The 24,469-nt window shown below is 71.6% G+C and carries 22 protein-coding genes and 1 tRNA gene; 10 read left to right on the forward strand and 13 right to left on the reverse strand.

Annotation, left to right across the window (positions count from 1 at the left end):
* Positions 1 to 22: 22 nt before the first annotated feature.
* The gene (locus P1V51_13230; protein MDF1564005.1) at positions 23 to 481 is read left to right on the forward strand and encodes a YaiI/YqxD family protein; all 459 of its coding nucleotides are present in this window, start codon (positions 23 to 25) and stop codon (positions 479 to 481) included.
* Between the two features lie 75 nt (positions 482 to 556).
* A complete protein-coding gene (locus tag P1V51_13235; protein ID MDF1564006.1) occupies positions 557 to 685 on the forward strand; it encodes a hypothetical protein in 129 nt (42 codons plus the stop codon).
* A 245-nt stretch (positions 686 to 930) separates the two neighbouring features.
* Here the strand turns inward: P1V51_13235 and P1V51_13240 are convergent, their stop codons facing one another.
* The 6 genes from P1V51_13240 to P1V51_13265 all read right to left on the reverse strand — a co-directional run bounded on the left by P1V51_13240 (position 931) and on the right by P1V51_13265 (position 6,048).
* Positions 931 to 1,404: a hypothetical protein gene (locus P1V51_13240; protein MDF1564007.1), complete on the reverse strand. Its 474-nt coding sequence runs from the start codon at positions 1,402 to 1,404 to the stop codon at positions 931 to 933.
* Between the two features lie 133 nt (positions 1,405 to 1,537).
* Positions 1,538 to 1,614 (reverse strand) — tRNA-Pro (locus P1V51_13245).
* 9 nt (positions 1,615 to 1,623) lie between these two features.
* On the reverse strand, positions 1,624 to 2,298 hold the full coding sequence (gene rpe, locus P1V51_13250; protein MDF1564008.1) for a ribulose-phosphate 3-epimerase: 675 nt from the start codon (positions 2,296 to 2,298) through the stop codon (positions 1,624 to 1,626).
* Positions 2,299 to 2,460: 162 nt separating this feature from the next.
* Positions 2,461 to 3,819 (reverse strand): transcription antitermination factor NusB, encoded by a 1,359-nt coding sequence (locus P1V51_13255; protein MDF1564009.1) that lies wholly within the window; start codon positions 3,817 to 3,819, stop codon positions 2,461 to 2,463.
* Positions 3,816 to 4,790 (reverse strand): methionyl-tRNA formyltransferase, encoded by a 975-nt coding sequence (gene fmt / locus P1V51_13260; protein MDF1564010.1) that lies wholly within the window; start codon positions 4,788 to 4,790, stop codon positions 3,816 to 3,818. Before fmt ends, P1V51_13255 begins: the two co-directional genes overlap by 4 nt.
* Before the next feature lie 28 nt (positions 4,791 to 4,818).
* Positions 4,819 to 6,048 carry a DUF4147 domain-containing protein gene (locus P1V51_13265; protein ID MDF1564011.1) on the reverse strand — a complete coding sequence of 410 codons (1,230 nt, stop codon included), beginning with the start codon at positions 6,046 to 6,048 and terminating at the stop codon, positions 4,819 to 4,821.
* 89 nt (positions 6,049 to 6,137) lie between these two features.
* Here P1V51_13265 and P1V51_13270 point away from each other — a divergent pair, with 89 nt between their 5' ends.
* From P1V51_13270 to P1V51_13280, 3 genes are all read left to right on the forward strand, one after another.
* The gene (locus tag P1V51_13270) at positions 6,138 to 6,716 is read left to right on the forward strand and encodes a signal protein (GenBank protein ID MDF1564012.1); all 579 of its coding nucleotides are present in this window, start codon (positions 6,138 to 6,140) and stop codon (positions 6,714 to 6,716) included.
* Positions 6,713 to 7,873, forward strand: a complete 1,161-nt coding sequence (locus P1V51_13275) for a HEAT repeat domain-containing protein (GenBank protein MDF1564013.1) — start codon at positions 6,713 to 6,715, stop codon at positions 7,871 to 7,873. The genes P1V51_13270 and P1V51_13275 overlap by 4 nt, the downstream gene beginning before the upstream one ends.
* Before the next feature lie 135 nt (positions 7,874 to 8,008).
* The gene (locus P1V51_13280) at positions 8,009 to 9,673 is read left to right on the forward strand and encodes a HEAT repeat domain-containing protein (protein MDF1564014.1); all 1,665 of its coding nucleotides are present in this window, start codon (positions 8,009 to 8,011) and stop codon (positions 9,671 to 9,673) included.
* A gap of 73 nt (positions 9,674 to 9,746) precedes the next feature.
* Here P1V51_13280 and P1V51_13285 read toward each other — a convergent pair whose 3' ends face one another.
* Positions 9,747 to 10,724 carry a nitronate monooxygenase gene (locus P1V51_13285; GenBank protein ID MDF1564015.1) on the reverse strand — a complete coding sequence of 326 codons (978 nt, stop codon included), beginning with the start codon at positions 10,722 to 10,724 and terminating at the stop codon, positions 9,747 to 9,749.
* Entirely contained in the window at positions 10,721 to 11,797 is a 1,077-nt protein-coding gene (gene argC, locus P1V51_13290) for an N-acetyl-gamma-glutamyl-phosphate reductase (protein ID MDF1564016.1), read from the reverse strand. Before argC ends, P1V51_13285 begins: the two co-directional genes overlap by 4 nt.
* Before the next feature lie 124 nt (positions 11,798 to 11,921).
* On the opposite strand from argC, the gene P1V51_13295 reads away from it, so the two are divergent.
* Positions 11,922 to 12,605, forward strand: coding sequence for a 4a-hydroxytetrahydrobiopterin dehydratase (locus P1V51_13295; protein MDF1564017.1), 684 nt, complete (start codon positions 11,922 to 11,924; stop codon positions 12,603 to 12,605).
* A gap of 4 nt (positions 12,606 to 12,609) precedes the next feature.
* Positions 12,610 to 13,254 (forward strand): TrmH family RNA methyltransferase, encoded by a 645-nt coding sequence (locus tag P1V51_13300; GenBank protein MDF1564018.1) that lies wholly within the window; start codon positions 12,610 to 12,612, stop codon positions 13,252 to 13,254.
* Here P1V51_13300 and P1V51_13305 read toward each other — a convergent pair.
* The 3 genes from P1V51_13305 to recA form a co-directional block, all read right to left on the reverse strand.
* Positions 13,227 to 13,796: a GNAT family protein gene (locus P1V51_13305; protein MDF1564019.1), complete on the reverse strand. Its 570-nt coding sequence runs from the start codon at positions 13,794 to 13,796 to the stop codon at positions 13,227 to 13,229. The two genes, P1V51_13300 and P1V51_13305, sit on opposite strands and share 28 nt — an antisense overlap.
* Positions 13,797 to 13,812: 16 nt before the next feature.
* Complete coding sequence (locus P1V51_13310; GenBank protein MDF1564020.1) at positions 13,813 to 13,992, reverse strand: 4Fe-4S ferredoxin; 180 nt, start codon at positions 13,990 to 13,992, stop codon at positions 13,813 to 13,815.
* Positions 13,993 to 14,090: 98 nt separating this feature from the next.
* Positions 14,091 to 15,188 carry a recombinase RecA gene (recA, locus tag P1V51_13315; GenBank protein ID MDF1564021.1) on the reverse strand — a complete coding sequence of 366 codons (1,098 nt, stop codon included), beginning with the start codon at positions 15,186 to 15,188 and terminating at the stop codon, positions 14,091 to 14,093.
* A 172-nt stretch (positions 15,189 to 15,360) separates the two neighbouring features.
* Between recA and P1V51_13320 the strand changes: the two genes are divergently transcribed.
* Both P1V51_13320 and P1V51_13325 read left to right on the forward strand, forming a co-directional pair.
* Positions 15,361 to 16,731, forward strand: coding sequence for a lipase family protein (locus tag P1V51_13320; GenBank protein ID MDF1564022.1), 1,371 nt, complete (start codon positions 15,361 to 15,363; stop codon positions 16,729 to 16,731).
* A 10-nt stretch (positions 16,732 to 16,741) separates the two neighbouring features.
* Entirely contained in the window at positions 16,742 to 17,884 is a 1,143-nt protein-coding gene (locus P1V51_13325) for a hypothetical protein (protein MDF1564023.1), read from the forward strand.
* Here P1V51_13325 and P1V51_13330 read toward each other — a convergent pair.
* A complete protein-coding gene (locus tag P1V51_13330; GenBank protein ID MDF1564024.1) occupies positions 17,881 to 20,628 on the reverse strand; it encodes a hypothetical protein in 2,748 nt (915 codons plus the stop codon). The genes P1V51_13325 and P1V51_13330 overlap by 4 nt on opposite strands.
* 84 nt (positions 20,629 to 20,712) lie before the next feature.
* Here P1V51_13330 and P1V51_13335 point away from each other — a divergent pair, with 84 nt between their 5' ends.
* Entirely contained in the window at positions 20,713 to 22,470 is a 1,758-nt protein-coding gene (locus P1V51_13335; GenBank protein MDF1564025.1) for an ABC transporter transmembrane domain-containing protein, read from the forward strand.
* Between the two features lie 287 nt (positions 22,471 to 22,757).
* On the opposite strand, the gene P1V51_13340 is transcribed toward P1V51_13335, so the two are convergent.
* Positions 22,758 to 24,437, reverse strand: a complete 1,680-nt coding sequence (locus P1V51_13340) for an AMP-binding protein (protein MDF1564026.1) — start codon at positions 24,435 to 24,437, stop codon at positions 22,758 to 22,760.
* Positions 24,438 to 24,469: the final 32 nt, after the last annotated feature.

The following is a 24,469-nucleotide window of genomic DNA, read 5'->3' on the forward strand; positions in this document are numbered from 1 at the left end:
CGCTCCGTGATACTGGCAGGTCATGCTCGACCTCTATGTGGATGCAGATGCCTGCCCGGTGAAACCCGAGATCTATCGGGTGGCCGACCGCTGCCAGCTGAAGGTCTTCGTCGTCAGCAACACACCCATGCACGTGCCGGCGGCAGGCGGCCGGGTACGCAACGTGTCGGTGGGGTCGGGCTTCGACGCCGCGGATGACTGGATCGCCGAGAACATCGGCGAGGGTGACATCTGCATCACCGCCGACATCCCCCTCGCGGCCCGCTGCCTCGAGCGGGGGGCCGCCGTGCTCGGGCCGCGGGGCAAGCCCTTCACCGAGGACTCCATCGGAGACGCCCTGGCGACCCGGGAGTTGATGCAGACCCTGCGGGAGTCGGGCGCCGTCGGCGGAGGTCCCCCACCCCTGGACAAGAAGGACCGATCTGCCTTCCTCGGCGCCCTCGATCAGATCATCCAGCGCATCCGCCGGGAGTCCTCCTGACGGCACCTCCACCGTCGGCGGAGGAAGGCAAGGCGCAGCGAGACGGATGTCAGGGGCCCGGGGCAGGATGTCATCATGAGCCCTGGTGCAGAGAAGGTGTTCCGAGAGGCCCTGGCGCTGTCCGAGGAGGAGCGCGGCGAGGCGCGCTTGGTGGATACCCGCGAACACCTCGAGTCCCTGCGCCAGAAGTACGCGGCGGGATGAGCGATGCCAGCCTGGACGAGGATCCCTTCCGCGGCCCGTTCAGCGAGCCTGGTCGCGCTCGACCCGCGCGTCCCGCAAGTCCTCGTGCGACGCGTAGCGTCTGACGCCGGGAATCAGGCGAATGCCAGCAAGCGTGACCGCCAGCCGGCTCCACTCACAGGCGAGGCGAAAGTTCTCGGGGTTTCCGGGCTCTCGCGGCTCCATCTCCGGCAGCTCGGAGGCATCCCGGTACCGGCGAACCGCCATCACTCCTCCTTCAGGCCGAAGCGCTCGCGCAACGCACGCGCGTCGATGCCATCCTGCGGCCGAACGGTGTCTCGCTTCATCCGGATCAACATCCCGGGTGTGGCGACCCTGATCTTCGTCTCCCCGACCCTCCGCTCTTCCCATTCGATGTCCTCGAAGGAGAAGGCCTCACCCAGACGGGAGAGGATATCGATACCGTAGAGTCCATGGGGCGGGACGTACTGGATCGCCGGATAGTCTCCCGCCAGGTCCTCGGCCCGAATCTCCCGGATGCTCTCATCCTGTGGGAAGACCTGCTGGAGGGCCTTCCGCAGCCTCTCCACGTTCTCTGCTGCTGGATCGACGAAGAGATCCAGGTCCCGGGTCGCCCTCACCAGGCCCTGAGCGGCCATGGCCATCGCACCGACCAGCACGTAATCGACCTCTTCTCGCTCGAGCGCGGCGAGAATCCGCATGGCCTCTTCGAACTCCATGGGGACGATCGTAGTCGTCCGGCCCGATGGCCGGCAAGCCGGCTCGAGCCGCAAGAAAGCGAGCGATTTGCTTCACCCTTGCTACGGCGAGGCCCAAAAGAAAGGGCCGGAAGGCTTTCACCTTCCGGCCCCTTGGTCGGGAAGACTGGATTCGAACCAGCGACCCCCTGCACCCGAAGCAGGTGCTCTACCAGGCTGAGCCACTTCCCGATTTTCGTTCTATTTCGCTGCCTCGCGCCGCATCGCCGCGATGACCTCTTCGTAGGAATCGGCCCCGAAGATCGCCGATCCTGCAACCAGGACCGTCGCTCCGGCATTCGCCACGGACGCGAAGTTCGGGACCTTTACTCCCCCGTCCACCTCGATGTCAACGCGAAGTCCGCGCTTCTGGACGGTATTCGCCAGGGCCTCGATCTTGGGGAGGACCTGCGGAATGAAGCTCTGCCCCCCGAAGCCGGGGTTCACGCTCATCAGGAGGACCATCTCGACCTCCTCCAGGACGTGATCGAGCACGTTCAGGGGCGTGTGGGGGTTCAGCGACACCGAGGGCTTCATCCCCGCCTCCCGGATCTGCTGCAGCACCCGGTGGAGGTGGACGCAGGCCTCGGCGTGGACCGTCAGCACGTCGGCCCCGGCCGCCGCGAAGTCGTCCACGAACGCTTGCGGCTGCTCGATCATCAGGTGCACATCCAGGGGCAGCTTCGTCGTCTGGCGCAGGGCCTCGACCACCGGGGCGCCGATGGTCAGGTTCGGGACGAAGTGCCCGTCCATCACGTCCACGTGGATCAGGTCGGCGCCGGCCTCCTCGACCGCGGTGATCTCCTCGCCCAGGCGGGCGAAGTCGGCCGAGAGGATCGAGGGGGCGATGGCGGGTCGGGATTCGTCGGGTCTCACGGGCATGAACGCGTAGATAACAGGTTCTCGGCGACCTCGTACACGTACACGTACACGTGCACGTACACGGGTTCTCCCCGGAGCCCGTCGGCGCCTCCCTCGTGCCCGAGGAAAGGCCGTGGACGTGCACGTGTACGTGGACGTGGACGGCGTTGGAGTCGTCTAGCGCCGCCGCCAACGCACCCCGAAGAAGCCATCGACGTTGTCCCGATGCGGCCACGTCGCGAAGAGATGCTCCTCGTCCACGAGACCCTCGAGGGCAGCGCCGGGCTCGACGACGGGCTCCCGCTCGAACTCGGGGTGCTCCTCCTCGAAGTACTCGATCTGCTGCAGGGTCTCCTCCTTCGTCCAGGTGCAGACGATGAAGACCAGGCGGCCCCCTGGTGCGACCCGGGGGGCCAGCGAGGTGAGCAGCCTCTCTTGAAGTCCCGCCAGGCGGGTGACGTCCTCGGGACCCCGGCGCAGCTTGATCTCGGGGTGGCTGCGCAGGGTCCCCAGCCCGCTGCAGGGGGCGTCCAGCACCAGCAGATCCGCCTGCACCCCGGCCTCGTCCAGGTAGGGCATCGGCAGGGTGGCGTCGGCGGCGTGAATCTCCACCCGCTCGCCGAGGCCCAGCCGCGCGATCTCCCGGGAGAGGCGCCGGGCCCGGGAGGCGTGGAGATCACTGGCGAAGATCCGGGCGTCGGGCAGGGCCTGGGCCAGGTGGGCGGTCTTGCCCCCCGGCGCCGCGCAGGGATCGAGGACGATCCCGGGCGTCAGGGGAGTCGGGCCCTCCGCCAGGGCGAAGAGGGTGGCGAGCTGCGCACCCTCGTCCTGGGACTGAAGGCCGAGCTCGTCCCAGCCCGGGAGCTTCTCGGGGGTGCCGGCGCCCTCGAGGAGGATCCCCAGCGGGCTGCGGGGCGTGGGGCGCGCGGCGAGCCCGGCCTCGACGAGGTGGGCCAGCGCCGCCTCCCGGGCCTCGGGCGAGGCGGCCCGCAGGGTCAGGGGCGCGGGCTGCTGGATCGTCGCGGCCAGCGCGGCGAGCTCCTCCACCGGCAGGGCCTCCCGCCAGGCCTCGAAGAGCCAGGGGGGCAGCCCCTGCTCGATCAGGAGGTGGGTCGCGGGATCGACGGCGAGGGGCGGCGCGAGCGCCTCCTCCCGCAGGCGGATCAGCGCCCGCAGGACGGCGTTGATGAAGCCCGTCGCCCGCTCGAGGTGGAGGGCGTGCGCCTGGGCCACCGTCTCGCTCACCGCCGCGTGATCGGGGATCCGCAGGTGGAAGAGCTGGTACGCCCCGAGGCGCAGGAGCAGGCGCACCCGCGGCTCGAGCTCCTCCAGCGGGCGGGTCGAGACCTGCGCGATGCGCCAGTCGAGGGCGAGGGTCTGGCGCAGGGTGCCGTAGGCCAGCTCGGTGGCCAGCGCCCGCTCGCGGGGGTCGATCACGCCCGCGCGCTCGAGGGCCGCGTTGAGGGCGGCGTTGGCGAAGGCGCCACCCTCCTCCACCCGCTCGAGCACCTCGAGGGCGATCCGCCGGGCGATCATGACGCGTCCGGGTCGGAGAGGAGATCGCCCGCCTCGACGCCCCGTCCGTTCACGAGGTCCGCGGCGTCCATGACCCGCTTGCCGGCGAGCTGCACCCGCGAGAGGCGCAGGGTGCCCTCCCCGCAGGCGACGTCGATGCCCGCGTCGGTGGCGGCGGTCACCGTGCCCGGCGCGGCGCCGGAGGGCGTCGCGAGGGCCTTCGCGGCGAGCACCTTGAGCAGCTTGCCCCGGCAGCCGGTGTAGGTGCCCGGCCAGGGGTGGAGGGCCCGCACCCGCCGGGCGAGCTCGAGGGCGCTCGCGCCGAAGTCGAGGCAGCCGTCCTTCTTGTCCAGCATCGGGGCGTAGGTGGCGAGCGCGTCGTCCTGCGCCTCGGGCTCCACGGGCCCGGCCCGGAAGAGCTCGAGGGCCTCCATCAGGGCCTCGGCCCCCAGATCGGCCAGCCGGTCGTGGAGGTCGGCGCAGTCGGTCTCCTCCCCGACGGGGATGGCCCGCTTCAGGAAGACCGGGCCGGTGTCGAGGCCCTCCTCCATCCGCATGATCGAGACCCCGCTCTCGGTGTCCCCGGCCAGCAGGGCGTGGTGGAGCGGGCTGGCGCCGCGCCAGCGCGGCAGGAGGGAGGCGTGGACGTTGATGCAGTCGAGGGTGGGCAGCTCGAGGAGCGACACCGGCAGGATCTTGCCGTAGGCGGCCACCACGATCAGCTCGGGGGCCAGCGCCTCCATCCGCGCGCGGAACTCGGCGCCCCGCTTGCCCTTGATCCGCTCGGGCTGCAGCACCTCGATGCCCCGCTCGAGGGCGGCGGCCTTCACCGGGGAGATCGTGACCTTCTGGCCCCTCCCCCGCGCGCGATCGGGCTGGGTGACCACCGCCACGACCTCGTCGGGGCCGTCGGCCATCCGCACCAGGGGAGGCACCGCGAAGTCGGGGGTGCCCATGAAGACGATCCGGAAGCTGCGCCTGCCATCACTCATCGCAGCCCGCCATAGCGCGAAGCGCGGACTAACACCACGCCAGGTAGAGATCGCAGAGGTTGGTGCGCGGCGCCCCCCCGGGGAGGGCCGAGCCGAAGCGCCGGTGGAAGTCGGCGCTGGACCAACCCTCCAGGGCGGCCCGGCGCTCCTCGGCGCTCGCGGGGTGCCCGGCGGCGACCACCGCCCCTCCCTCCCCCGAGCCGTCCTTCAGGTCGCTGGCGCCGGCGAGGAAGACCCACTCGCGCTCCACCCCCGCCATGCGGTCGAGCACCTCCAGGGCGAGGTGGGCCGCCCGGCCGCCCCGCGCCTCGCTCGCCGGCCCCGGGCTGCCGCGATCGCAGGAGGCCTCGCCGGCCACGATCAGCGCGCCCTCGCCGGTCTGGAGGTGCGCCACCAGCTCGTCGGCCAGCTCCCGGCCCTCGAGGTGCGCTCGCGCACCGGAGGCCGGCGCGATGCGCACGCCGGCCGCCAGGAGATCGTGGGTGGCCAGCTCGACCATCGTCCGGGGGGTGGCCAGGACCTCGGGCCAGACCGTCGCCTCCGGCGCCTCGCTCCGGGCCTCCCGCAGGATCAGCTGGACGATGTCGGGCAGCTCGGTCAGCAGCCCCCGCCGCTCGAGCTCCGCGGCCAGCCCGCCCGGCCAGGGCGGCAGCGGGGAGCAGAGCCCGGAGCCGACGAGCTCGGGGGTGCCGGCGGGGATGTCCACCAGCACCAGCAGGCGCTTCAGCGAGTCGCCCAGCCACTCGGCCAGGCCCCCGCCCTTGAGCTGGGAGAGGCGGGCCCGAACCGCGTTCTGCAGATCGATGTCGACCCCGGCGGTGAGCAGGCGCTGCTGGACCTGCTGCAGCTCGGCGAGGGTGGGTCCGGGGCGCGGCAGCTCCACGAGCGCCGAGGCGCCCCCGGAGAGGAGGACCCAGACCTCGGCGTCCTCCTCCTGCGCGGCCTCCACCCACTCGAGGACCCGGCGCCCGGCCCGCAGCGACGCCTCCCCCGCCACCGGGTGATCACCGGCGAGGCACTCGACCCCCGGCAGCTCGGGCGCGTCGGCGGTCTGCACCACCAGCGCCCCCTCCCGGGCGCCGGGCAGGACCTCGGCGGCGCCGCAGAGGAGCGCGCCCGCCGCCTTCCCGAGGGAGAGGATGCGGGGCCTGCGCTCCGCGCTCGTCCCCGCGAGGTGAGCGACGATCAGCTTTGACGCATCGCACCGTTCGAGGACGCTTCGCCACAGCTGGATCGCACCATCTCGACTCGCTTGCATGTGAGCCCCTGGACTAGGATGGGACCTCGGTTTCGAGGGTAGTTGCAACGGGCCCGCACAGCGGCCTTCCTGCTTTCACGGAGAGGACGATGGCCAAACGCCGCCGCCAGTACATCGTCGACCGGTCGTTCCAGCTCAAGTACACCCTACTCATCTCGCTGGTGGGTGGCCTGATCGCCCTCATCTTCGGCAAGTGGATGCTCGAGGCTCACCGGGAGAACACCAATCTCCTGATGATGAACGAGCTGCTCCAGATGGACGACGCGCTCAAGCAGGAGCTCCTCGCCGCGGACCAGCACCTGCTCTGGATCTACGTCGGGATCACCGTCCTGATGATGGTGGCCCTCGGCCTCCTGGGCGTCCTGGTGACCCACCGGGTCGCCGGCCCCGCCTACATCATGGGCCGCTACCTCACCGTCATCGCCGAGGGCGCCTACCCTGCCCTGCGTCCCCTGCGGAAGCGCGACGAGCTCCGCGGCTTCTTCGACAGCCTGAACGCCGCGGTCGAGGCCCTCAAGGAGCGCGATCGCAGCGAGGCCGACGCCCTGGAGAAGGCCATCTCGGCCCTCGAGGGGGCCGGCAAGGACGAGGTCGTGAAGTCCCTCGAGGCCATCAGGGACCGCAAACGTCAGTCCGTGGCCGGCGCCACCACGGTCGATTCGGAATGAGCGGCCCAGCACCGTCGTCGCGGCGCGACCGATCCGTCCTCCACCCGGGACTGGGGGTCTGCCTGCTCCTCGCCGGGCTGGCCGGGAGCGGTGATCGGGCCCTGGCCCAGGCCCCCGAGGAGGCCGCGCCGGCTCCCGCCGAGGCCGAAGCCGAGGCGGTGCCCTCCGCTCGCCCCGCCCCCGGCCGGGTCTTCACCCTCGAGGAGAGCGAGCGGGCGACCCTCCACTCGACCCTCGCGGAGAGCGGCACCTACAAGGCCCGGATCCAGGCCGCCCTCCTCCTCGGCCGGCGCGGCGACGCGCGGCACGACCTGGCGGCCCTCGAGCGCGCCCTCCAGGAGGACGATCACTACGCGGTGCGCGGCGCGTCGGCCATGGCCATGGGCAACCTCGGCGAGGCCACCGCCATCAACGCCCTCCTCGAGGGGCTCGGGGACGAGGACGCCTTCGTCCGCCGGGCCTGCCGCAAGGCCCTGGGCCAGCTGGCCAGCCCCCAGGCGATCCCCTACCTCGTGCTCGCCCGCGAGCGCCCGGAGGGCACCGCCCGGATGGTGGCGGTGGAGCTCCTGGGGGGCCTCGACGCCCCTGACGCCCGCCACGCCCTCGCCGGCTTCCTCGGTGATCCCGAGCCGCCGGTGCGGGACGCGGTCGAGCGCGCCCTGAAGTCCTGGCCTCGCGAGGATCAGGTCACGGCCGTGCTCTCGGCGCTGGAGAGCGACTCCTACCGGGTGCGCACCCACGCCGCCCGCCTCGCCGGTCCCCTGCAGGACGGCCGCTGCCTGATGCCCCTGGCGGGCCTCCTCTCCTCTCCCCTGGAGACCGAGGAGGTCATCGCCGCGGTCGACGCCAGCCTCGTCGAGATGGAGGGGCTGATCGACGTGGACGATCACATCAAGCGGGTGCTGGGTCTGGTCGATCGCGAGGCCCGGATCCCCTCCCTCGTCCTCCTGGGCTTCGCCGGGGGCTCGGAGGCCATCGACGTCCTGCGGCGCAGCGCGAAGGATCCCGATCTGCGGGTGCGCTTCTATGCGGTGCAGGCCCTCGGCCGGGCCGGCGACACCGGCTCGCGCGTGATGCTCGAGGCGATGGAGAAGGATCCGGCCAACGCCCGGATCAAGAGCGTCATCCGGACGGCGCTGCGCACCATCGGCAGCTGACGCCGCCGCCTGCGGGCGACCCCCTCGCGCGGCCCCTCGGGGCTGCCGCAGGTCGTGACGAGAATCACGCGTCGCGTTATAAGCGCGTCGATTCGATACCCGTCGCGCATCCGATACCTCCAAGGGGGACACCCAATGATCTCGCGGCTTTCCTCGCTTCTGGCCTCGCTCCTGGCCCTGACCCTGATCGCCGGCTGCTCGAGCCCGCCGCCCACCACCGCCGAGGAGTGGGCCAAGGCCATCCCGGAGCTGAAGCGCGAGAAGGAGGTCAAGGACGCCGCCGAGGAGCTGCGCAAGCTCGGCGCCAAGGACCTTCGCGAGGGCAAGGACCTGAAGCCCCTCGTCCCGACCCTGATCCCCCTGCTCCAGGAGAGCTACCCGGCCCGCGCCGCGGCCGCCTTCCTGCTGGGTGAGATCGGCGACAAGGCCGCGGTGGATCCCCTCCTCTCGGCCATCGACTTCTCGGCCGCCGTCTCCGACAAGGAGGCCTCGAAGGCCAACGGCCGCATCGCCGACGCCCTGGGCAAGCTCAAGGATCCCAAGTCGGTGCGCACCCTGCTCAAGCTCACCAAGAGCCGGGACAACTTCACCGCGCTGGCGGCCGTGCAGGCCCTCGGCGAGGTGGGTGATCCCTCCGCCCTCGAGCCCCTGATGGAGATCGCCGAGGCCGAGGCCACCGATCCCTTCATCTCGAAGAACGCCGTGCAGGCCATGGGCAAGATCGGCGATCCGAAGGCGATGCCCACCCTCATCCACATGCTCTTCATCGAGCGGCGGGGCGTCTCCTTCTACCGCGAGACCTCCTTCGCCATCTTCCAGGTGGGCGCCGACGCCATCCCCGAGCTGATCGACATCCTCGACGGGAAGAACAAGGAGCTCATGAAGTGGGCCGAGGGCCAGGGCGTGCTCGAAGCCGGCATCTACGCGAAGACCGCGCAGCTCCTCGGCGACCTCTCCGACCGCCGGGCCATCCCCTCTCTGCGCCGGCGGCTGAAGTTCGACGACACCTTCGCCGACCTCAAGCTCCTGCCCCCGATGTTCTCCGCCGAGGCCCTCGGCCGCCTGCGGGCCAAGGAGGCGGTGGGCGAGATCAGCAAGATGCTCGAGGAGAAAGAGGCGAACGCTCGCGGCGCCTACGCCCGCGCCCTCGTGATGATCGGCGATCAGCGCGGCGCCCAGCCCCTGGCCGACTCCGCCCTCGAGGGCTTCGGCTACGACGCTCGCGAGGAGGCCCTCTGGGGCTACGCCCGCCTGGCCCTCAAGAACGCCACCAAGACCTACGACCGCATCGTCGAGAAGAACAAGGACCTGAAGACCTGCACCGCCTGGTTCGAGGGTGACAAGGCCGCCATCGAGGCCGAGTGCCAGAAGCGGATCGCGAAGCTCGAGGAGCGCGCCGCCAAGCGCCGCCCGATGGTCGTCGCCGCCGACGAGTGCGGCACCGACAACGCCTGCTGGGTGAAGAAGCTCAAGGATCTGGACGGCAAGGTCCGCGAGCGCGCCGGCTGGGCCCTGGCCCAGGCCGCCGACCTCCAGTACCTCGACGATCTCCTCGGCGCCATCCAGGAGGACGATCTCGAGGCGCGCTTCGCCCACATCAACGCCCTGGACACCACCCTCTTCGGCGACAACGACCGCGTGCCGGAGAAGGCCGCGGCCCAGAAGACCGTCGACCGCCTCAACAGCGTCATGGAAGACGAGCAGGGCAAGGCCCAGTTCATCAAGATCAACGAGGACGTGAAGCGCCTCGCGCTGAAGGTCCAGCGGGCGCTGGACGACGCGGCGAAGGCCGCGGGCTGATCGGCAGCTACGAGCTGCGAGCGCGGGACACGCCAAGCTCGAAGCTCATGGCTCGTAGCTCGCAGCCGAGAACTCAGGCCGGAGCGACGAGGCTCCGCAGCACATCTGCGGCGCTCATCACCTCGTGCACCTCCTCCACGCTCTTCCCCGCCTGGAAGAAGTCCTTGTACCCACGCCCGCGCTGGAAAGTGCGCTTGAGCTGCCAGACCGAGCGCAGGGTGTAGAAGGCCCGCATCCAGTGCTTGGTGCGCCGCCCCTTCAGGAGGCGGCGGGCCACCGGCCCGGCCTCGATCCCCATCTCCTCGACGTAGGGGGTCTTGATGACCGCCACCGGGACCCCGGAGATCTTGTCGGTGAGGACGATGTCCTCCTCCCGCGCCGCGAGGATGGCCTGCTTGTAGTCCTCGTGGGCGGTGCACTCGGTGGTGGCGATGAAGCGGGTGCCCAGCTGCACCCCGGCGTAGCCGATGGCCATCGCCTCGTCGAAGCGCGCCTTGCCGCCGATGCCCCCGGCGCAGACCAGGGGCACGCCCAGATCGGCCAGCTCGTCGTGGAGCTCCTTTGGGCTCCGGGTGCCGGCGTGGCCGCCCGCCCGGCCGTTCACGCAGATCAGCCCGTCGACCCCGCCCTCGAGGGCCTTCTCGGCCCACCTTCGCTCGGTGACGTCGTGGTAGACGACGCCGCCCGCGGCGTGGACCTTCTCCACCACCCAGCGGGGGTTGCCCAGGGCGGTGACGAAGAAGCGGATGTCGTGCTCCAGGGCCTGATCGACCCAGAGGCGCATCCGGTCCTCGTAGACCTTCGAGCTCTGCTCGACCACGGCGTTGAAGCCCACCGGCTTGTCGGTGAGAGAGCGGATCCGGCGCAGGCCGTCGAGGAAGCTCTCGTCGTGGACGTAGGCCAGGGAGACCGGCTGGATCACGCCGATCCCGCCGGCCTCGGAGACCGCGGCGACGAGCTCGGGGTTCGAGCAGGGATACATGGCGCCGCAGATCACGGGCACCTCGATGCCCAGCTGCCGGGTGAAGGCGACCGAGGGAGCGTCGCTCATGGCAGGAGACCCATCGGGGTGAGGCCCGCGGTCTCCGGGAGACCGCAGCAGAGGTTCATGCACTGGATCGCCTGCCCCGCGGCGCCCTTGATCAGGTTGTCGATGGCGGACACCGCGATCACCTGCCCGGAGCGGGGGTGACGGGTGACGCCGATGGCGCAGCGGTTGCTCCCGCGCACCGAGCCGGTGCCCGGGAAGCGCCCCGCGGGCAGCACCTCGACGAAGGGCTCGTCCCGGTAGTGCTCCCGGTAGAGGGCGCGCAGCCCCTCCTCGTCCTCCGGCGCCTCCTCGGTGGTGCCGAGGTAGACGGTGGCGAGGATGCCGCGGCTCATGGGCACCAGGTGCGGCGTGAAGGTCACCCGGATCGCGTGCCCGGCGGCGTGGCCGGCCTCCTGCGCGATCTCGGGCTCGTGGCGGTGGGCGGCGATGCCGTAGGCGGAGATCTGCTCGCCGGCCTCCGAGAGGAGGGTCCCCACCTTGGGGCTCCTGCCGGCCCCGCTCGTGCCGCTCTTGCAGTCGGCGATGATGCCGCCGTCGACCAGGCCGGCCTCGAGGAGGGGCAGGATCGAGAGGAGGGTGGCGGTGGGGTAGCAGCCCGGGGCCGCGATCAGGGTGGCCTCCTTCAGCGCCTCGCGGTAGCGCTCGGGCAGCCCGTAGACCGCCTCCGGGATCAGCTCCGGGCAGGGGTGCTCGCCGTACCAGCCGGCGTAGACGTCGGGATCGCGCAGGCGGAAGTCGGCGGAGAGATCGATGACCTTCAGGCCGGCGGCGTGGAGGGGGGCCGCCAGCGCCGCGCTGGTGGCGTGCGGCAGGGCCAGGAAGACGAGATCGCACTCGCCGGCCAGGTCCGCGGCCACCGCCTCGGGCTCGCCGAGGGGCTCGAGCACCAGCGCCCCGGCGCCGCGCTCCCCCGGGAAGGAGGGGAAGAGCTCGGCCACGGTCTTGCCGGTCTCGCTGCGCGCGAGCGCCCGCAGGTGACCCACCTCCGGGTGGCTCTGGAGGAGGCGCAGGAGCTCGGCTCCGGCATAGCCGGTGGCCCCGGCGACGGCGACTCTGAGGTTCCCTTGGCTCATGGGCACCGGACGGTACGCCGGGCGCGGGGATGACGCAACGCAGCAGCGCCTCCCGATCGGGACGCGACCCTTGACCGGGCCCCCGCCGCTGCCCGAACCTCGGAGGTCCGGAGGAACGCGAGAGATGAACGATCTGCTGGAGAAGAGCTGCACCCCCATCGAGAAGGGGAGCGCCCCCCTGGACGAGGCCGCCTGGAAGCCCCTGCTCGAGCAGCTGGGCGAGAGCTGGGAGGTGAGCGAGGGCACGCTCGTGCGCGAGTTCGTCTTCCCGGCCTTCGAGACTGGCCTGGACTTCGTGAACCAGACCGGCGGCCTGGCCGAGCAGGAGGGCCACCACCCCGAGCTCGCCCTCGACCGCCGCAAGGTGCGGGTCTCCCTGCGCACCCACGACGTCGACGGCCTCTCGGAGAACGACTTCATCCTGGCCGCGAAGATCACCGACGCGGTCATGGGCCTCGCCACCGCCCGGATGGTGGACGTGAACGCGATGAAGGGCGACAGCCCCACCTCGGCGGGCGCCGAGAAGCTCGGTGAGGAGACGGTGGCCGAGCAGGTGAAGACCCTGGGCGAGGGCTGGAGCGTCGGCGAGGAGGGCCGCCTCGAGCGCAGCTATGCCCCGGCCGACTACGTCGCGGCCCTGACCCTGGTGAACAAGATCGGCACCCTGGCCAAGGAGCGGCGCCACCACCCGGCCCTCCTCCTGACGCCGGGCCAGCTGAAGGTCAGCCTCTTCACCTACCCGGTGGAGGGCCTCACCAAGCTCGACTTCGAGCTGGCCGCGGCCATCGAGGGCGCCGCCAAGGGCTAGGGCCTTGGACGACCCCGAGCGGCCGGCCGTGGGCGTCGGCCCCCACCCCCGGCCCTGGCCGGAGGACCCCCGCCTCGATCCCGAGCTGCTGGCCGGCGGCGATCGTCGCAACGTGCTCGATCGCTACCGCTACTGGCGGGTCGAGGCGATCGTCGAGGACCTCGACGCCCGCCGGCACCCCCTCGAGGTCGCCATCGAGAACTGGCGCTCGGATCCGAACATCGGCGCCGTGGTCCGCAACGCCAACGCCTTCGGCGTGGGCCGGGTCCACATCGTCGGGCGGCACCGCTGGAACCGGCGGGGCGCCATGATGACCGAGCGCTACCTGCACCTCTTCGAGCACCCGACCCTCGAGGGCCTGCTCGCCCACGCCCGGCAGCAGGCGCTCCCCCTGATCGGCATCGACAACCTGCCGGGCTCGAGCTCGCTCCACGAGAGCGAGCTGCCCCGCCGCTGCCTCCTCCTCTTCGGGCAGGAGGGCGAGGGCCTCTCGCCGGAAGCCCGGGAGGTGGTCGAGCGCATCCTGCACGTCCCGCAGTACGGCTCGACCCGCTCGATCAACGCCGGCGCGGCCTCGGCCGTCGCGATGGCCGAGTGGTGCCGCCGCCACGCCGGCAGGGGTCAGAGCTCGCCGGGCAGCAGCGAGTAGCAGGCCGCGTCGTGGGACCGGCCGCCGTAGAAGAGCCGGTCGCGAAGGACGCCCTCGTAGGTGGCGCCGAGCTTCTCGGCCACCCGCCGGCTCGCCAGGTTTCCCGTCTTCGCCAGGATCTCGATGCGGTGCAGCCCCAGCACCTCGAAGCCGAAGCGCAGGGTGAGCCGCGAGGCGGCGGTGGTCAGGCCCTGACCCGCGTGATCGGTGCGCATCCAGTAGCCCAGCCCGCCCACCAGGCGGCTGCGGAAGGCGCCGTGGATTCCGTTGGCCCCGAGGATCCGCCCGGTCGAGGGCTCCTCGACGACGAAGCTGAACTCGTCTCCGCTCTCCCAGGCCCCGGGCCGGCTCTCCACCCAGGCCCGGGTCTCCTCGATGCCGTACTCCGGGTGGCACCAGGGGAGCCACCGCATGATCTCGACCTTGGAGGCGGCGATCGCCTCGTAGATCGGCTCGACGTCGTCCTCGCGATAGGGACGGATGCGTACCCGCCCGTCCTCGGCGAGGTGAGGTTTGGGGATCTCGCGCGGCTGGGGCAGCATTCGCCGCAGCGTACGCTCAGCAGCAGTCCCCCTGGAAGGCCCTACAGGCGTTGGTGCAGGCGCAGCAGTCGATGCAGCTCTCCTGGTCCACCTTCGGGGCCGAGTTGCCCTCCTGCTCGATGGCATCGACGGGGCAGAGGCGAACCACCGGGCAGGGGTGGTTCTGGGGGCAGTAGTGGGCAATGACTTCGATCATGGAGCGTCTCGAAATGAAGAAGGGCTCTCCCCGCCCCTGCGAGTGAGAGCCCTTCGAGGCGGCCGGGGATTCACCGGCCCGCCTTCGCCGCGAGCGCGCTAGCGCGCGGCCTTCTTGCCCCGGGAGGAGGCCTGCTCGGCGGCCTCGCCCTCGCTGCCCCCCTCGACGGCGCGGAGCTGCGGGCGGGTGACCTTCAGGCCGAAGGCCTCGCGCACCTTGGCGTCGATGCTGGCGAGGATCTCGGGGTTCTCCTTGAGGAAGTCCCGGACCCGCTCGCGGCCCTGCCCGAGGCGCTCGCCCTCGTAGCTGTACCAGGCGCCGCTCTTCTCCACGATGTCCTTGGAGACGGCCAGATCGAGGGTGTCGCCCTCGGTGCTGATGCCCTCGCCGTAGATGATGTCGAACTCCACCTGCCGGAAGGGCGGGGCGACCTTGTTCTTCACCACCTTCACCCGGGTGCGGTTGCCGATGACCTCCTCACCCTGCTTGATGGCGCCGATGCGCCGGATGTCGAGGCGCTGGCTGGCGTAGAACTTCAGCGCGTTGCCGCCCGAGGTGGTCTCGGGGCTGCCGAACATCACGCCGATCTTCATGCGGATCTGGTTGATGAAGATCACCACCGTACGCGACTTGGAGATCGAGCCGGTGAGCTTCCGCAGCGCCTGGCTCATCAGCCGGGCCTGGAGGCCGACGTGGGAGTCGCCCATCTCGCCCTCGAGCTCGGCCCGGGGGGTGAGCGCGGCCACCGAGTCGACGACCAGGACGTCGATGGCGCCGGAGCGCACCAGCATGTCGGCGATCTCGAGGGCCTGCTCGCCGGTGTCGGGCTGGGAGATGAGCAGGTCGTCGGTGCGCACGCCCAGCTTGCGGGCGTAGGCGACGTCGAGGGCGTGCTCGGCGTCGACGAAGGCCGCGATGCCGCCCCGCTTCTGGGCCTCGGCGATCATGTGGAGGGTGAGGGTGGTCTTGCCCGAGGACTCGGGGCCGTAGACCTCGATGATCCGCCCGCGGGGGATGCCGCCGATGCCCAGCGCCACGTCGAGGGAGAGCGCCCCGGTGGGGATGGCCTCGATGTCGGCGACCAGGGGCTCTCCGACGCCCAGCCGCATGATGGAGCCCTTGCCGAACTGCTTCTCGATGGCCGAGACGGCCAGATCGATGGCCTTTTCCTTGTTGTCGCGAGGATCGTTTGCCATGCCCATTTCCTTTCGTTTCGAAGCTGCAGGCGGTCTCTCTTTCGACCGCCCCTTGGGTATGCGCGCCAGTCTAGCCCCCACCCCTGACATCGCCTCCGACGGGCCGATCGCCCAGGGTGACTGAACACCTGTATAGATGCCCGGGATCCCCCGGTCAAGCTAGGAGATTCCCATGAGAGTCCTGCTCCTGGTCGCCGCCGCCCTCCTCCTGATCCTCCCCTCGACGGGCTGCCGCGACCCCGAGCCCGCCCTGCCCGTCGCGCTCTGCGGCATGGAGAGCTACGAGCTGCTGCCGGCCGAGGAGGTGGGCGGGGTCGTCGCCTCCGAGGAGGTCACCCTCCTCGACCTCGACGCCGCGGGCATCGACGGCCTGCTGGCCGCCGGCGGCCTCGCCGACGTGCTGGGCCCCTCCCCCTACGGCGCCCGGGTCTTCCGCCTGCGCTACCGCACCCAGGATCGCGGGGTCGTCCGCGAGGCCACCACCGTGGCGGCCTTCCCGGCGAACGCCGATCTGCCGGCCGAGCTCCCCCTCCTCATCTACACCCACGGCACCACCGGCTTCTCCGATCCCTGCGCGCCCTCCGCCGACCTCGGCGGCCAGCTCCTGGCCGCCGCCATCGCCGCGCGGGGCTACATCGTGGCGGCCCCCGACTACCTCGGCCTCACCGGCCTGGGCGAGACCGTGGACCTGCGCCACCCCTACCTGATCGGCGAGCCCACCGCGATCGCCAGCTGGGACGCCCTGCGCGCCACCATCGCCCTGGGCGCCGCCGAGGGGGTGGAGGCCGTCCCCTCCCACCAGACCGCCATCATGGGCGCCAGCCAGGGCGGCCACGCCGCCTTCTTCACCGCCCGCTACGGGCCCCACTACGCCCCCGAGTTCGACATCGACGCGGTGCTCCCCTCCATCCCCCCCATCGACATGCGCGAGCTGATGGCCTTCGGGGTGGACGACCGGGGAGGCATCCACGGCCTGCTGGCCGCGATGCTCAACGCCTACCGCAACTGGTACGGCGCCCCGGCGAGCATGGAGGGCGTGCTCGTCAACGACGCGCCCCACAACCTGGCCGACAACATCGACACGCTCATGTACCCGACCGACGCCTGCGACGCGGGCGACGAGCTCGGCGCGATCCTCCAGGCGAGCGGCTCCCTCTACGAGGCGGACTTCACCGAGGGGATGCGCGGCGGCAGCGTGGGCGAGCCCTGGGACTGCTACCTCGAGGTGAACTCGATCAACGCCGCGCCGATCCCGCGCGGCGACGATCCGCCCTTCTTCGTCGCGGCGGGCGAGCTCGACGAGCTGGTCCCCCTGGTGACCGTGACCGACGGGGTGAGCGAGCTCTGCGCGAGCGGCTACGGCATCGAGCTGCTCGTCTGCCAGGACGCCAACCACGTCCAGGGCGGGACCTGGTCCCTGCGCGAGCAGCTCGACTGGCTGAACGCCCGCATGGCCGGTGAGCCGATGGACCCCGCGCGCAGCTGCGAGATCCCGGCGCCCTCCTGCTGCAGCGGCAGCGACCCGGCGGTCTGCACCTCCTGATCCCCCCGCCGTGCGCACGCTCTCCCTCCTGCTGACGACCCTCGTCGGTATTGCCCTGGGCTGGCCCCTCCTCCCCCTGGAGGCGGCGGCGGGCGCCGAGGTCCCGCCGGGCGAGTGGCTGGAGGCGGGCCGCGCGCTCCTCCTCCTGGCCCTGCCGGCGGTGATCGTCGTCCAGGCCGCGAAGGCGCACCTGCTCCAGGATCACGCCGACAACCGCTGGGCCACCGAGGCCGGGGCCCTCGCCTGGGTGGCCGCCTCGCCGGCCCTCGCCGCGGTGGCGGCGCGCTCCACCCTGACGACGGGCATGGCCCTGCTCTTCGGCGCGCACCTCCTGGTGGTCAGCAGCCACCGCAGCAAGCGGCCGACCGTCCTGGCCGGCGCCGGCGCCGTCCTCGCCGGCGCGCTCCTGGCCCACCCCTACCTGGCGCCGGCGATCATCGCCGTCGCCCTCCACGGCCTCTTCGGAGGCTGGCGCCACCTGCCCGCGCCCCGCTTCGACAAGCTCTCCGGGCGAGCGATGGCGGGGATGGCGGGCTTCGCCCTCCCGCTGACCGCCGCGGGCCTGGTGTGGGACGATCCCATCGTCCCCGACCTGCCCGCCCTCTCGGTCGATCCCGCGCCGCTGCTCGCGGCCGCGCTCGGCGGCGAGGGGCTCCTGCTCCGTGCCCCCTGGGTGCTCCTCGGCCTCCTCGGGCTGGGGCTCTGGTGGAAGCGGGGCACCCGGCGCGGCTTCCTCCTGGTGAGCCTGGGCGTGGTGGCCGCGGTCCTGCTCGCCGCGCTCCTGCCGACGCCCGGCGCCCCCGCGGCCCCGGCGCTCCTGCTCCCCCTCCTCCCCTTCCTCGCCGGCCCCACCGCCCGGCTCCTCTCGGCCCTCCGGGACCGTCCGGGGACGAGCGGACCCCGCAGCGCCGGCCTGGCCCTGGGGCTGGTCCTCGCCGGCCTGCTCGCCGGCCTCGAGCCCGCGGCGCTCCTCACGCCGAGCCTCGCGGCCACCCCCCCGGCGGGGGCGCTCCTGGGGATCGCCCTGATCCTCGCCCTCCTCCTGCCCGGGCGGGCCTCGACCCGCGGGCGGCTGGAGGCGGCCGGCCTCTCCCTGGGGGTCGCGGGCCTGCTCCTCGCGGGCCTCCACCTCCTCGGGAACGCGCTGGGCTAGAGCTCGTCGGCGCCGAGGTCGATGGCGCCGTCGTCCCGGCGCTGGAGATCGAAGTCCCCCTGCGGCGCGCCGCCGGGCGCCCCGGCATCGACGCAGGCCGAGCCCCCCTCGACGTGGGGATCGAGGGGGACGCTGTCGGGCGCGACGAGCCGGGGATCCCCGAAGAGGACGTCGAAGGCCTCGCCGAGGAAGGCCCGGGCCTCCGCCACGTCGTTGGCCACCACCGGGCTGGCCGGGTTCGAGTAGTCGATGGCCAGGGCCTGGGAGCTCCGGGAGAGCCAGACGAGGTTGGTGCCGAGGGTCCGGGGGCGGGCCCCGGCGCTCATCGCGCCGAAGGCCCAGCCGTAGTCCCCCCGCCCGGGCCGCACGACGTTGTTGCGGTAGTAGCCGCGGCGGATGGGATCGGCGGGGTCGCTGTCGAAGGCGATCCCCACCGTGGCGCCGCCGTAGCCGCCACCGTCGATCGTGTTGTTCACCACGTCGAGGTCGTAGGTGGACCGGGTCACGTGGGCCAGCAGGCCGAAGGCCACCGAGCCCGTCGTCGCGACGCAGTTGCCGCCGAGGATCGCGTTGTTCTCCACCCGGGCCCCGCTGTCCATCGCCTCCAGGCCCGCCGCCCAGTAGGTCCCCTCGGGGCGGGCGGGATCGGCGCAGCCGCCCATCAGCTGGTTGCGCGCCACCAGGGGGCGGCTGTCGGGCATCAGCACCAGGGCCGCCGAGTGGGCGGCTCCGGGGTTGCCCTCGGCGCCCTCGATCCGGTTGCCCTCGATCCGGGCGCAGGCCCCGCCGCCGCAGGCCACCCCCAGGGCGGTCACCGGGGCGGCGAGCTCGCCGCCGCCGGCGATGAAGCGGTTGCCGATGATCTGGCAGGCCGAGGCCGTCCCGGGATCGTCGATCGGAGGATCGTCCGGGACGCCCTCGCAGAAGATGCCGGCGGCCATCGAGAGCCCGGTCACGCTGGCCGCGCCGACGATCGCGCCGTTGCCGTGGATGACCGCCGGGCAGTCCCGGCCGGCCACGATGCCCAGGGCGCTGCTGCCGGGGCTCGCCCCGTCGCTGCTGGCGAGGATGGCCGGGTTGAAGGCGATCTCCGGCGCCCCCCGGTGGCACTCGAGGAGCACCCCGAGGCCGGTCTGCCCGGCGTGGCTCGCCTCGATCCAGCTCTGCCGCAAGGCCACGCCCTGGGCCCGGCCGCTGACCCGCAGCCCGAGGCCGTAGGTCGCCTGGGTGTCACAGATGGAGATCCGATCGAGGGTCGTGTCCTGGGCGTCGATCAGCTCGATACCGACGGCGCCCTGGCTGGCGACCCAGGACTCCACGCCGTGGATCCCCCGGCTCCAGTCCCCGGCGCAGGAGCCGCAGCCGCCGGCGTTCGGGTCGGGGGTGCAGCTGTCCTCGAGCTGGAGGCGGGAGGCCTCCACCTTGATCCCGACGCTGCTGAGCACGCCCCCACCCCCGTGGACGTTGAGGCGGGTGGCCCGCACCTCGGCGCCGTTCTTGATCGAGAGCCCCAGGGTGGTGCTCTCGCTGACCTCGGCCCCGATGATCGCCACGTTCGAGAGGGTGAACGACCGGGCGCCGCTGATGGTCATGCCGATGAGGTCGGCCTGCGCCCGGCGCAGGACCATCCGGGCGAGCGCCGTGGGGTTCTGCACGGTGTCGGGCACCATCAGCCCCTGCGGGTGGTGGGTCAGCAGCCGCGTCGTGTGGCCGGGGCACTCGGTCCAGGTGGTGCTCTCGTAGCTGCCCACGATCGAGACCCGGTCGTGCATCCGGAAGCCCTCCGTCGCCGTGTCGATCACGTAGTCGGCGGTCCCGGTGCCGCAGATCGGGCCGCCCGCCACGCAGATCGTCACCTGCTCCTCGGTGGCGAGCTGCCGCTCGGCCTCGGCCTGGGCGAACTGCAGGGTGCGCAGCGGCAGGAGGGAGTTGCGGCCGTCGTTGCCCGGCGTGTCGGCGCCGGTCGGCGCGACGAAGATGCAGTCCGGCAGGTTGCCGGAGGCGTTCAGGACCTCGTCGACGACCCCGTCGCAGTCGTCGTCCTCGCCGTTGGGGAGGGTGCCCTCGCCGCCGGGGGCCGGGGTGCCGGGAACGCACGCCCCCAGGGCGCCGCCGCTGCAGCGCCCCTCGGCCTCGCAGACCCCGATCCCGCAGGTCGGGAGGGGCACGCTCTCGTCGTCGGTGCCGTCGCAGTCGTCGTCGAGGCCGTTGCAGGTTTCCTCGGAGGGCAGGACCTGCCCGTGGCAGGGGTACCAGATCCCCTCGATGCACCACTCCTGTCCGGAGCGGCAGACGCCCCGGTTCGCCGTCCCCTCGGGGCCCTCGTAGCACTGGCGCACGGTGTGCCGGCCCACGCCGGAGTGGGTGTCGTCGCAGTCCGGGCCGGCGCAGCCCTCGCCCTCGCCGAAGCCGTCCCGATCCCCGTCCACGTCGCAGCCGACGCAGGCGAGCTCGCAGCGCCCCAGGTTGCAGGCCCAGCTGCCCTCGGCGCAGGGGACCCCCTGGGGGCAGTCGTCGACGGTGGCGCAGTCGGGCTGCTCGACCTGGATGCAGAAGCCCACGCTCGCGTCGCACCAGAGCTGGTCGGGGTTCACCTCCTCGCTGCCGGCGAAGCGCTCGCGGCAGTCCGCGTCGCTCTCACAGCTGACCTTCTCGCCGCTCCAGCGCGGGGCCTTCGGGCAGGCCCCGAGACCCATGACGAGCATGATGGCCAGCCCCAGGCTGGTGGTGGTGCCGATCTTCATCGTCCCTCCCGGAACAGGCTCTCACTCTAGCAAAGAGCCCCCCTGCCTTGTGCCCGGCCGCCGAGGTCTTATTGTGAGCGGCGAATGAGCTCTGACTCCAGCAGCCGCCGGCTCGGCATCCTCCTGCGGCTGGTCGAGCTGCTCCGGCCGCACAAGCTGCGCTTCGCCGTCGCGACCGTGGCCCTGATGGTCGGCTCGCTGGTGGCGCTGGTCTACCCGCAGGCCGCCCGCTACGCCATCGACGAGGGCCTCGGGGAGGGCGGCTCGAGGGAGGTGCTGGATCAGGTCGCCCTCTTCCTGGCGATCCTCTTCGCCCTCCACGCCGGCGTCGTCTGGATCCGCCACTACCTGATGTCCTGGCTGGGCGACCGGGCGGTGGCCGACCTGCGCCGCCAGAGCTTCGATGGCCTGGTCTACCTGCCGGTGGGCTGGTTCCACCTGCGCCGCACCGGCGAGCTCATCGGCCGGCTCTCCGCCGACATCGCCATCATCGAGGGCTTCGTCGGCAGCCAGCTCTCCATCGCCCTGCGCAACCTCATCCAGCTCATCGGCGGCCTCACGCTCCTGCTCTGGCAGAGCCCCCTGCTCACCTTGATCATGGTGGCGGTGGTCCCGCCGATGATGCTGGCGATGGTCGTCCTCGGCCGGAAGATCCGCCGCATGAGCCGGGAGGTGCAGGACCGTCTCGCCGAGACCAGCGGCGACGCCCAGGAGTCCCTCGGCGCGATCCAAACGGTGCAGGCCTTCGTGCGCGAGACCTTCGAGCAGGCGCGCTACGGCGAGGGCATCGAGCGGGCCTTCGGCTCGATGGTGGACCTCGCTCGCTGGCGGGCGACCTTCATGGCGACGGTCACCGTCGCCGGCTACGCCGCCATCGCGGCCATCCTCTGGATCGGCGGCCGCTGGGTGGTGGACGGCCGGATGAGCGGCGGCGACCTGGCCGCCTTCATGATCTACACCTCGATCGTCGGGGTGGCGGTGGCGAGCCTGGCGGGCCTCTGGGGCACCCTGCAGCGCGCCGCCGGCGCCACCGAGCGCATCTTCGAGATCATCGACACCCTCCCCGAGATCCGCGACCCCGCCTCGCCGCGAGCCCTGCCCGAGGGCGGCGGCGCCGTGCGCTTCGAGGGCGTGCACTTCACCTACCCGGCCCGGCCCGAGCAGGAGGTCCTCGAGGGCGTCGACTTCGAGATCCACCCCGGCGAGCTGGTCGCCGCGGTGGGCCCCTCCGGGGCGGGCAAGACCACGCTCACCGCCCTGCTCTTCCGCTTCTTCGATCCGACGGCCGGGGCCGTGCGCCTCGAGGGGGTCGACCTGCGCGAGCTGGCCCTGGCCGACCTGCGCGGCGCCATGGCCATGGTCGAGCAGGAGCCGGTGCTCTTCTCGGGCACCATCGCCGAGAACATCGCCTACGGCCGGCCCGGCGCCACCCCCGCGGAGATCGAGGCCGCGGCCCGGGACGCCAACGCCCACGACTTCGTCACCGCCTTCCCCGAGGGCTACCAGACCCTGCTGGGCGAGCGCGGGGTGCGGGTCTCGGGGGGCCAGCGTCAGCGCCTGGCCATCGCCCGGGCGCTCCTGGCCAACCCCCGCCTGCTGATCCTCGATGAGGCCACCAGCAACCTCGACGCCGAGAGCGAGGCCCTGGTGCAGGAGGCCCTCTCCCGCCTGATGCACGAGCGGACGACCTTCGTCATCGCCCACCGGCTCTCCACCGTCCGGGACGCCGACCGGATCCTGGTCTTCGATCAGGGCCGGCTGGTCGAGACCGGCGACCACGAGAGCCTCATGACCTCGGACGGGGTCTACCGGCGCCTGGTGGAGCGGCAGCTCTCCGAGTGAGCTGCGCCCCCGCTACGCCTCCGGGGTTCGCGCGGGCCGGACGGGAATCTAGGTCCGGCGCCGCGCACCCCGAAAGAGTCCCGAGGGAGGCGTTGTCGCTGGCCCCTCGTCGGGACTCGAGCTGGCGACTTTCATAACCATAGGTACGAGCAAGTCGCGTGCCGGATCTGACGGAAGGCCGCGATCTCGCAAGCCCGCGAGATCAAAGAAAACGGGGCCGGGGGAAGATCCCCAGGCCCCGTCGACTTCCGTGAAATCCGGATCGCGGTGTCGCTAATTCGACACTACTACTCCTGCCAGATCACCGGCTTCTTGGCCTCGTACCAGGCCGGCGCCATCGGGGTGTAGGTGTCCTCGATCACGCCCCGCTTCACCTTGAGGGTGGGGGTGAGGAAGCCGTTCTCGGTGAGCCACTCGTCCTTCACCACGGCGAGGAACTCGAGCTTCTCGTAGCCGGCCAGCTCGCTGTTGATCTCGTCGAGGTGAGCCTTCAGTGCGGCCTCGAGGGCGGCCTTGTCGCCGTTCTTCCCGGCGCGGGCGTCCTCGGAGAGCATCACCAGCGCGTGGGGCTGGGGCTGGCCGCTGCCGCAGACGCAGGAGAGCTCCACCTGGGGGTGGTTGTTGATCATGTTCTCGATGGGCGCCGGGGCGATGTACTTGCCCTTCGAGGTCTTGAAGAGCTCCTTCACCCGGCCGGTGATGGTGAGGCGGCCCATCTCGTCCACCGAGCCGCGATCGCCGGTCTTCAGCCAGCCATCCTCGGTGAACATCTCCTTGGTGGCCTCCTCGTTCTTGTAGTAGCCCATCATGTCGCCGGGGCTCTTCACGAGGATCTCACCCTCCTCCGAGATCTTGCACTCGACGCCGGTCTGCGGGACGCCGACGGTGCCGGCCTTGGCCTGGCCCGGGCGGTTGGAGTGGGAGTAGGCGAAGTTCTCGCTCATGCCGTAGCCCTCGAGGAGGTCGAGGCCGAGGGAGCGGTACCACTCGATGACCTCCTTCGGGATCGGCGCCGAGCCCGAGCCCGCGAAGCGGACGTGCTGCAGGCCGAGGCCGGTGAGCACCTTCTTCTTCACGATGCCCTTGAGGATCGGGATCTTCAGCAGGCGAGCGAGCTTCTCGGGGGGCATCTTCTGGAAGACGCCGAGCTGGAACTTCAGCCAGAGGCGGGGCACCGAGAGGAACATCGTCGGGGCCGCGCGCTGCAGATCCTTCACGAAGGTCTCGAGCGCCTCGGCGAAGAAGACCTGCCCGCCACAGTAGAAGAGGTGCGCCTCGATGAAGGCCCGCTCGAAGGAGTGGGCCAGGGGCAGGTAGGAGAGCGCCCGGTCGGTGATGCCCGTGTCCAGGTACTCGGAGATGTACTGCGCGCTCTGGCGCATGGCCTTGTGGCTGATCATCACGCCCTTGGGCTGGCCGGTGCTGCCCGAGGTGTAGATCAGGGTGGCCAGGGTCGCCGGATCGGGGCTATCGACCTCCTGCAGGGGCTCGTGCTTGGAGATGATGTCGTCCCACTGCAGGTAGTCGTTCTCGGGCGCCAGCGGGGTGGCGACGATGGTGATGTCGGAGGGGATGCCCTCCTTCATCTGCTCCCAGACCGGATCGAGCTTGCCCACGAAGAGCAGCTTCGACTCGGAGTGCTTGATGATGTGCTCGACCGTGTCGGCGGTGAAGGTCGGAAAGATCGGCACGCTCACGTGGCCGGCCATCCAGATGGCGATGTCGGTGATCATCCACCAGGCGGTGTTCTTGGAGAGCAGGGTGATGCAGCTCTTCGGCGGCAGCTCCAGGCTCTTGATGTAGGAGGCCAGGCGCCTCGCCTCCTCCATCGCCTCGCCGTAGGTGTAGTACTTGAGGTTCTCGTCACCGCCGCCCATGGGCTGGGTGAAGACCCGGCGGTCCTTGCCCTGCTTCTCCCAGTTGAGCATGCACTCCAGCAGCGTCTTGGTATCCTTGTTCGTCGACATGGCTGTCTCCTTCACCAGGCGCCAGGCATCCC

The organism is Deltaproteobacteria bacterium, from assembly GCA_029210625.1.
Taxonomy (GTDB): domain Bacteria; phylum Myxococcota; class Myxococcia; order SLRQ01; family SLRQ01; genus JARGFU01.

Excerpts from the sequence above, each read along its gene's own strand:
- P1V51_13230 (MDF1564005.1), top strand. The coding sequence starts at position 23 with ATGCTCGACCTCTATGTGGATGCAGATGCCTGCCCGGTGAAACCCGAG.
- P1V51_13235 (MDF1564006.1), top strand. The coding sequence starts at position 557 with ATGAGCCCTGGTGCAGAGAAGGTGTTCCGAGAGGCCCTGGCGCTGTCC.
- P1V51_13240 (MDF1564007.1), bottom strand. The coding sequence starts at position 1,404 with ATGGAGTTCGAAGAGGCCATGCGGATTCTCGCCGCGCTCGAGCGAGAA.
- P1V51_13255 (MDF1564009.1), bottom strand. The coding sequence starts at position 3,819 with ATGATCGCCCGGCGGATCGCCCTCGAGGTGCTCGAGCGGGTGGAGGAG.
- fmt (MDF1564010.1), bottom strand. The coding sequence starts at position 4,790 with ATGAGTGATGGCAGGCGCAGCTTCCGGATCGTCTTCATGGGCACCCCC.
- P1V51_13265 (MDF1564011.1), bottom strand. The coding sequence starts at position 6,048 with ATGCAAGCGAGTCGAGATGGTGCGATCCAGCTGTGGCGAAGCGTCCTC.
- P1V51_13270 (MDF1564012.1), top strand. The coding sequence starts at position 6,138 with ATGGCCAAACGCCGCCGCCAGTACATCGTCGACCGGTCGTTCCAGCTC.
- P1V51_13275 (MDF1564013.1), top strand. The coding sequence starts at position 6,713 with ATGAGCGGCCCAGCACCGTCGTCGCGGCGCGACCGATCCGTCCTCCAC.
- P1V51_13280 (MDF1564014.1), top strand. The coding sequence starts at position 8,009 with ATGATCTCGCGGCTTTCCTCGCTTCTGGCCTCGCTCCTGGCCCTGACC.
- P1V51_13285 (MDF1564015.1), bottom strand. The coding sequence starts at position 10,724 with ATGAGCGACGCTCCCTCGGTCGCCTTCACCCGGCAGCTGGGCATCGAG.
- argC (MDF1564016.1), bottom strand. The coding sequence starts at position 11,797 with ATGAGCCAAGGGAACCTCAGAGTCGCCGTCGCCGGGGCCACCGGCTAT.
- P1V51_13295 (MDF1564017.1), top strand. The coding sequence starts at position 11,922 with ATGAACGATCTGCTGGAGAAGAGCTGCACCCCCATCGAGAAGGGGAGC.
- P1V51_13305 (MDF1564019.1), bottom strand. The coding sequence starts at position 13,796 with ATGCTGCCCCAGCCGCGCGAGATCCCCAAACCTCACCTCGCCGAGGAC.
- P1V51_13310 (MDF1564020.1), bottom strand. The coding sequence starts at position 13,992 with ATGATCGAAGTCATTGCCCACTACTGCCCCCAGAACCACCCCTGCCCG.
- recA (MDF1564021.1), bottom strand. The coding sequence starts at position 15,188 with ATGGCAAACGATCCTCGCGACAACAAGGAAAAGGCCATCGATCTGGCC.
- P1V51_13320 (MDF1564022.1), top strand. The coding sequence starts at position 15,361 with ATGAGAGTCCTGCTCCTGGTCGCCGCCGCCCTCCTCCTGATCCTCCCC.
- P1V51_13330 (MDF1564024.1), bottom strand. The coding sequence starts at position 20,628 with ATGAAGATCGGCACCACCACCAGCCTGGGGCTGGCCATCATGCTCGTC.
- P1V51_13335 (MDF1564025.1), top strand. The coding sequence starts at position 20,713 with ATGAGCTCTGACTCCAGCAGCCGCCGGCTCGGCATCCTCCTGCGGCTG.
- P1V51_13340 (MDF1564026.1), bottom strand. The coding sequence starts at position 24,437 with ATGTCGACGAACAAGGATACCAAGACGCTGCTGGAGTGCATGCTCAAC.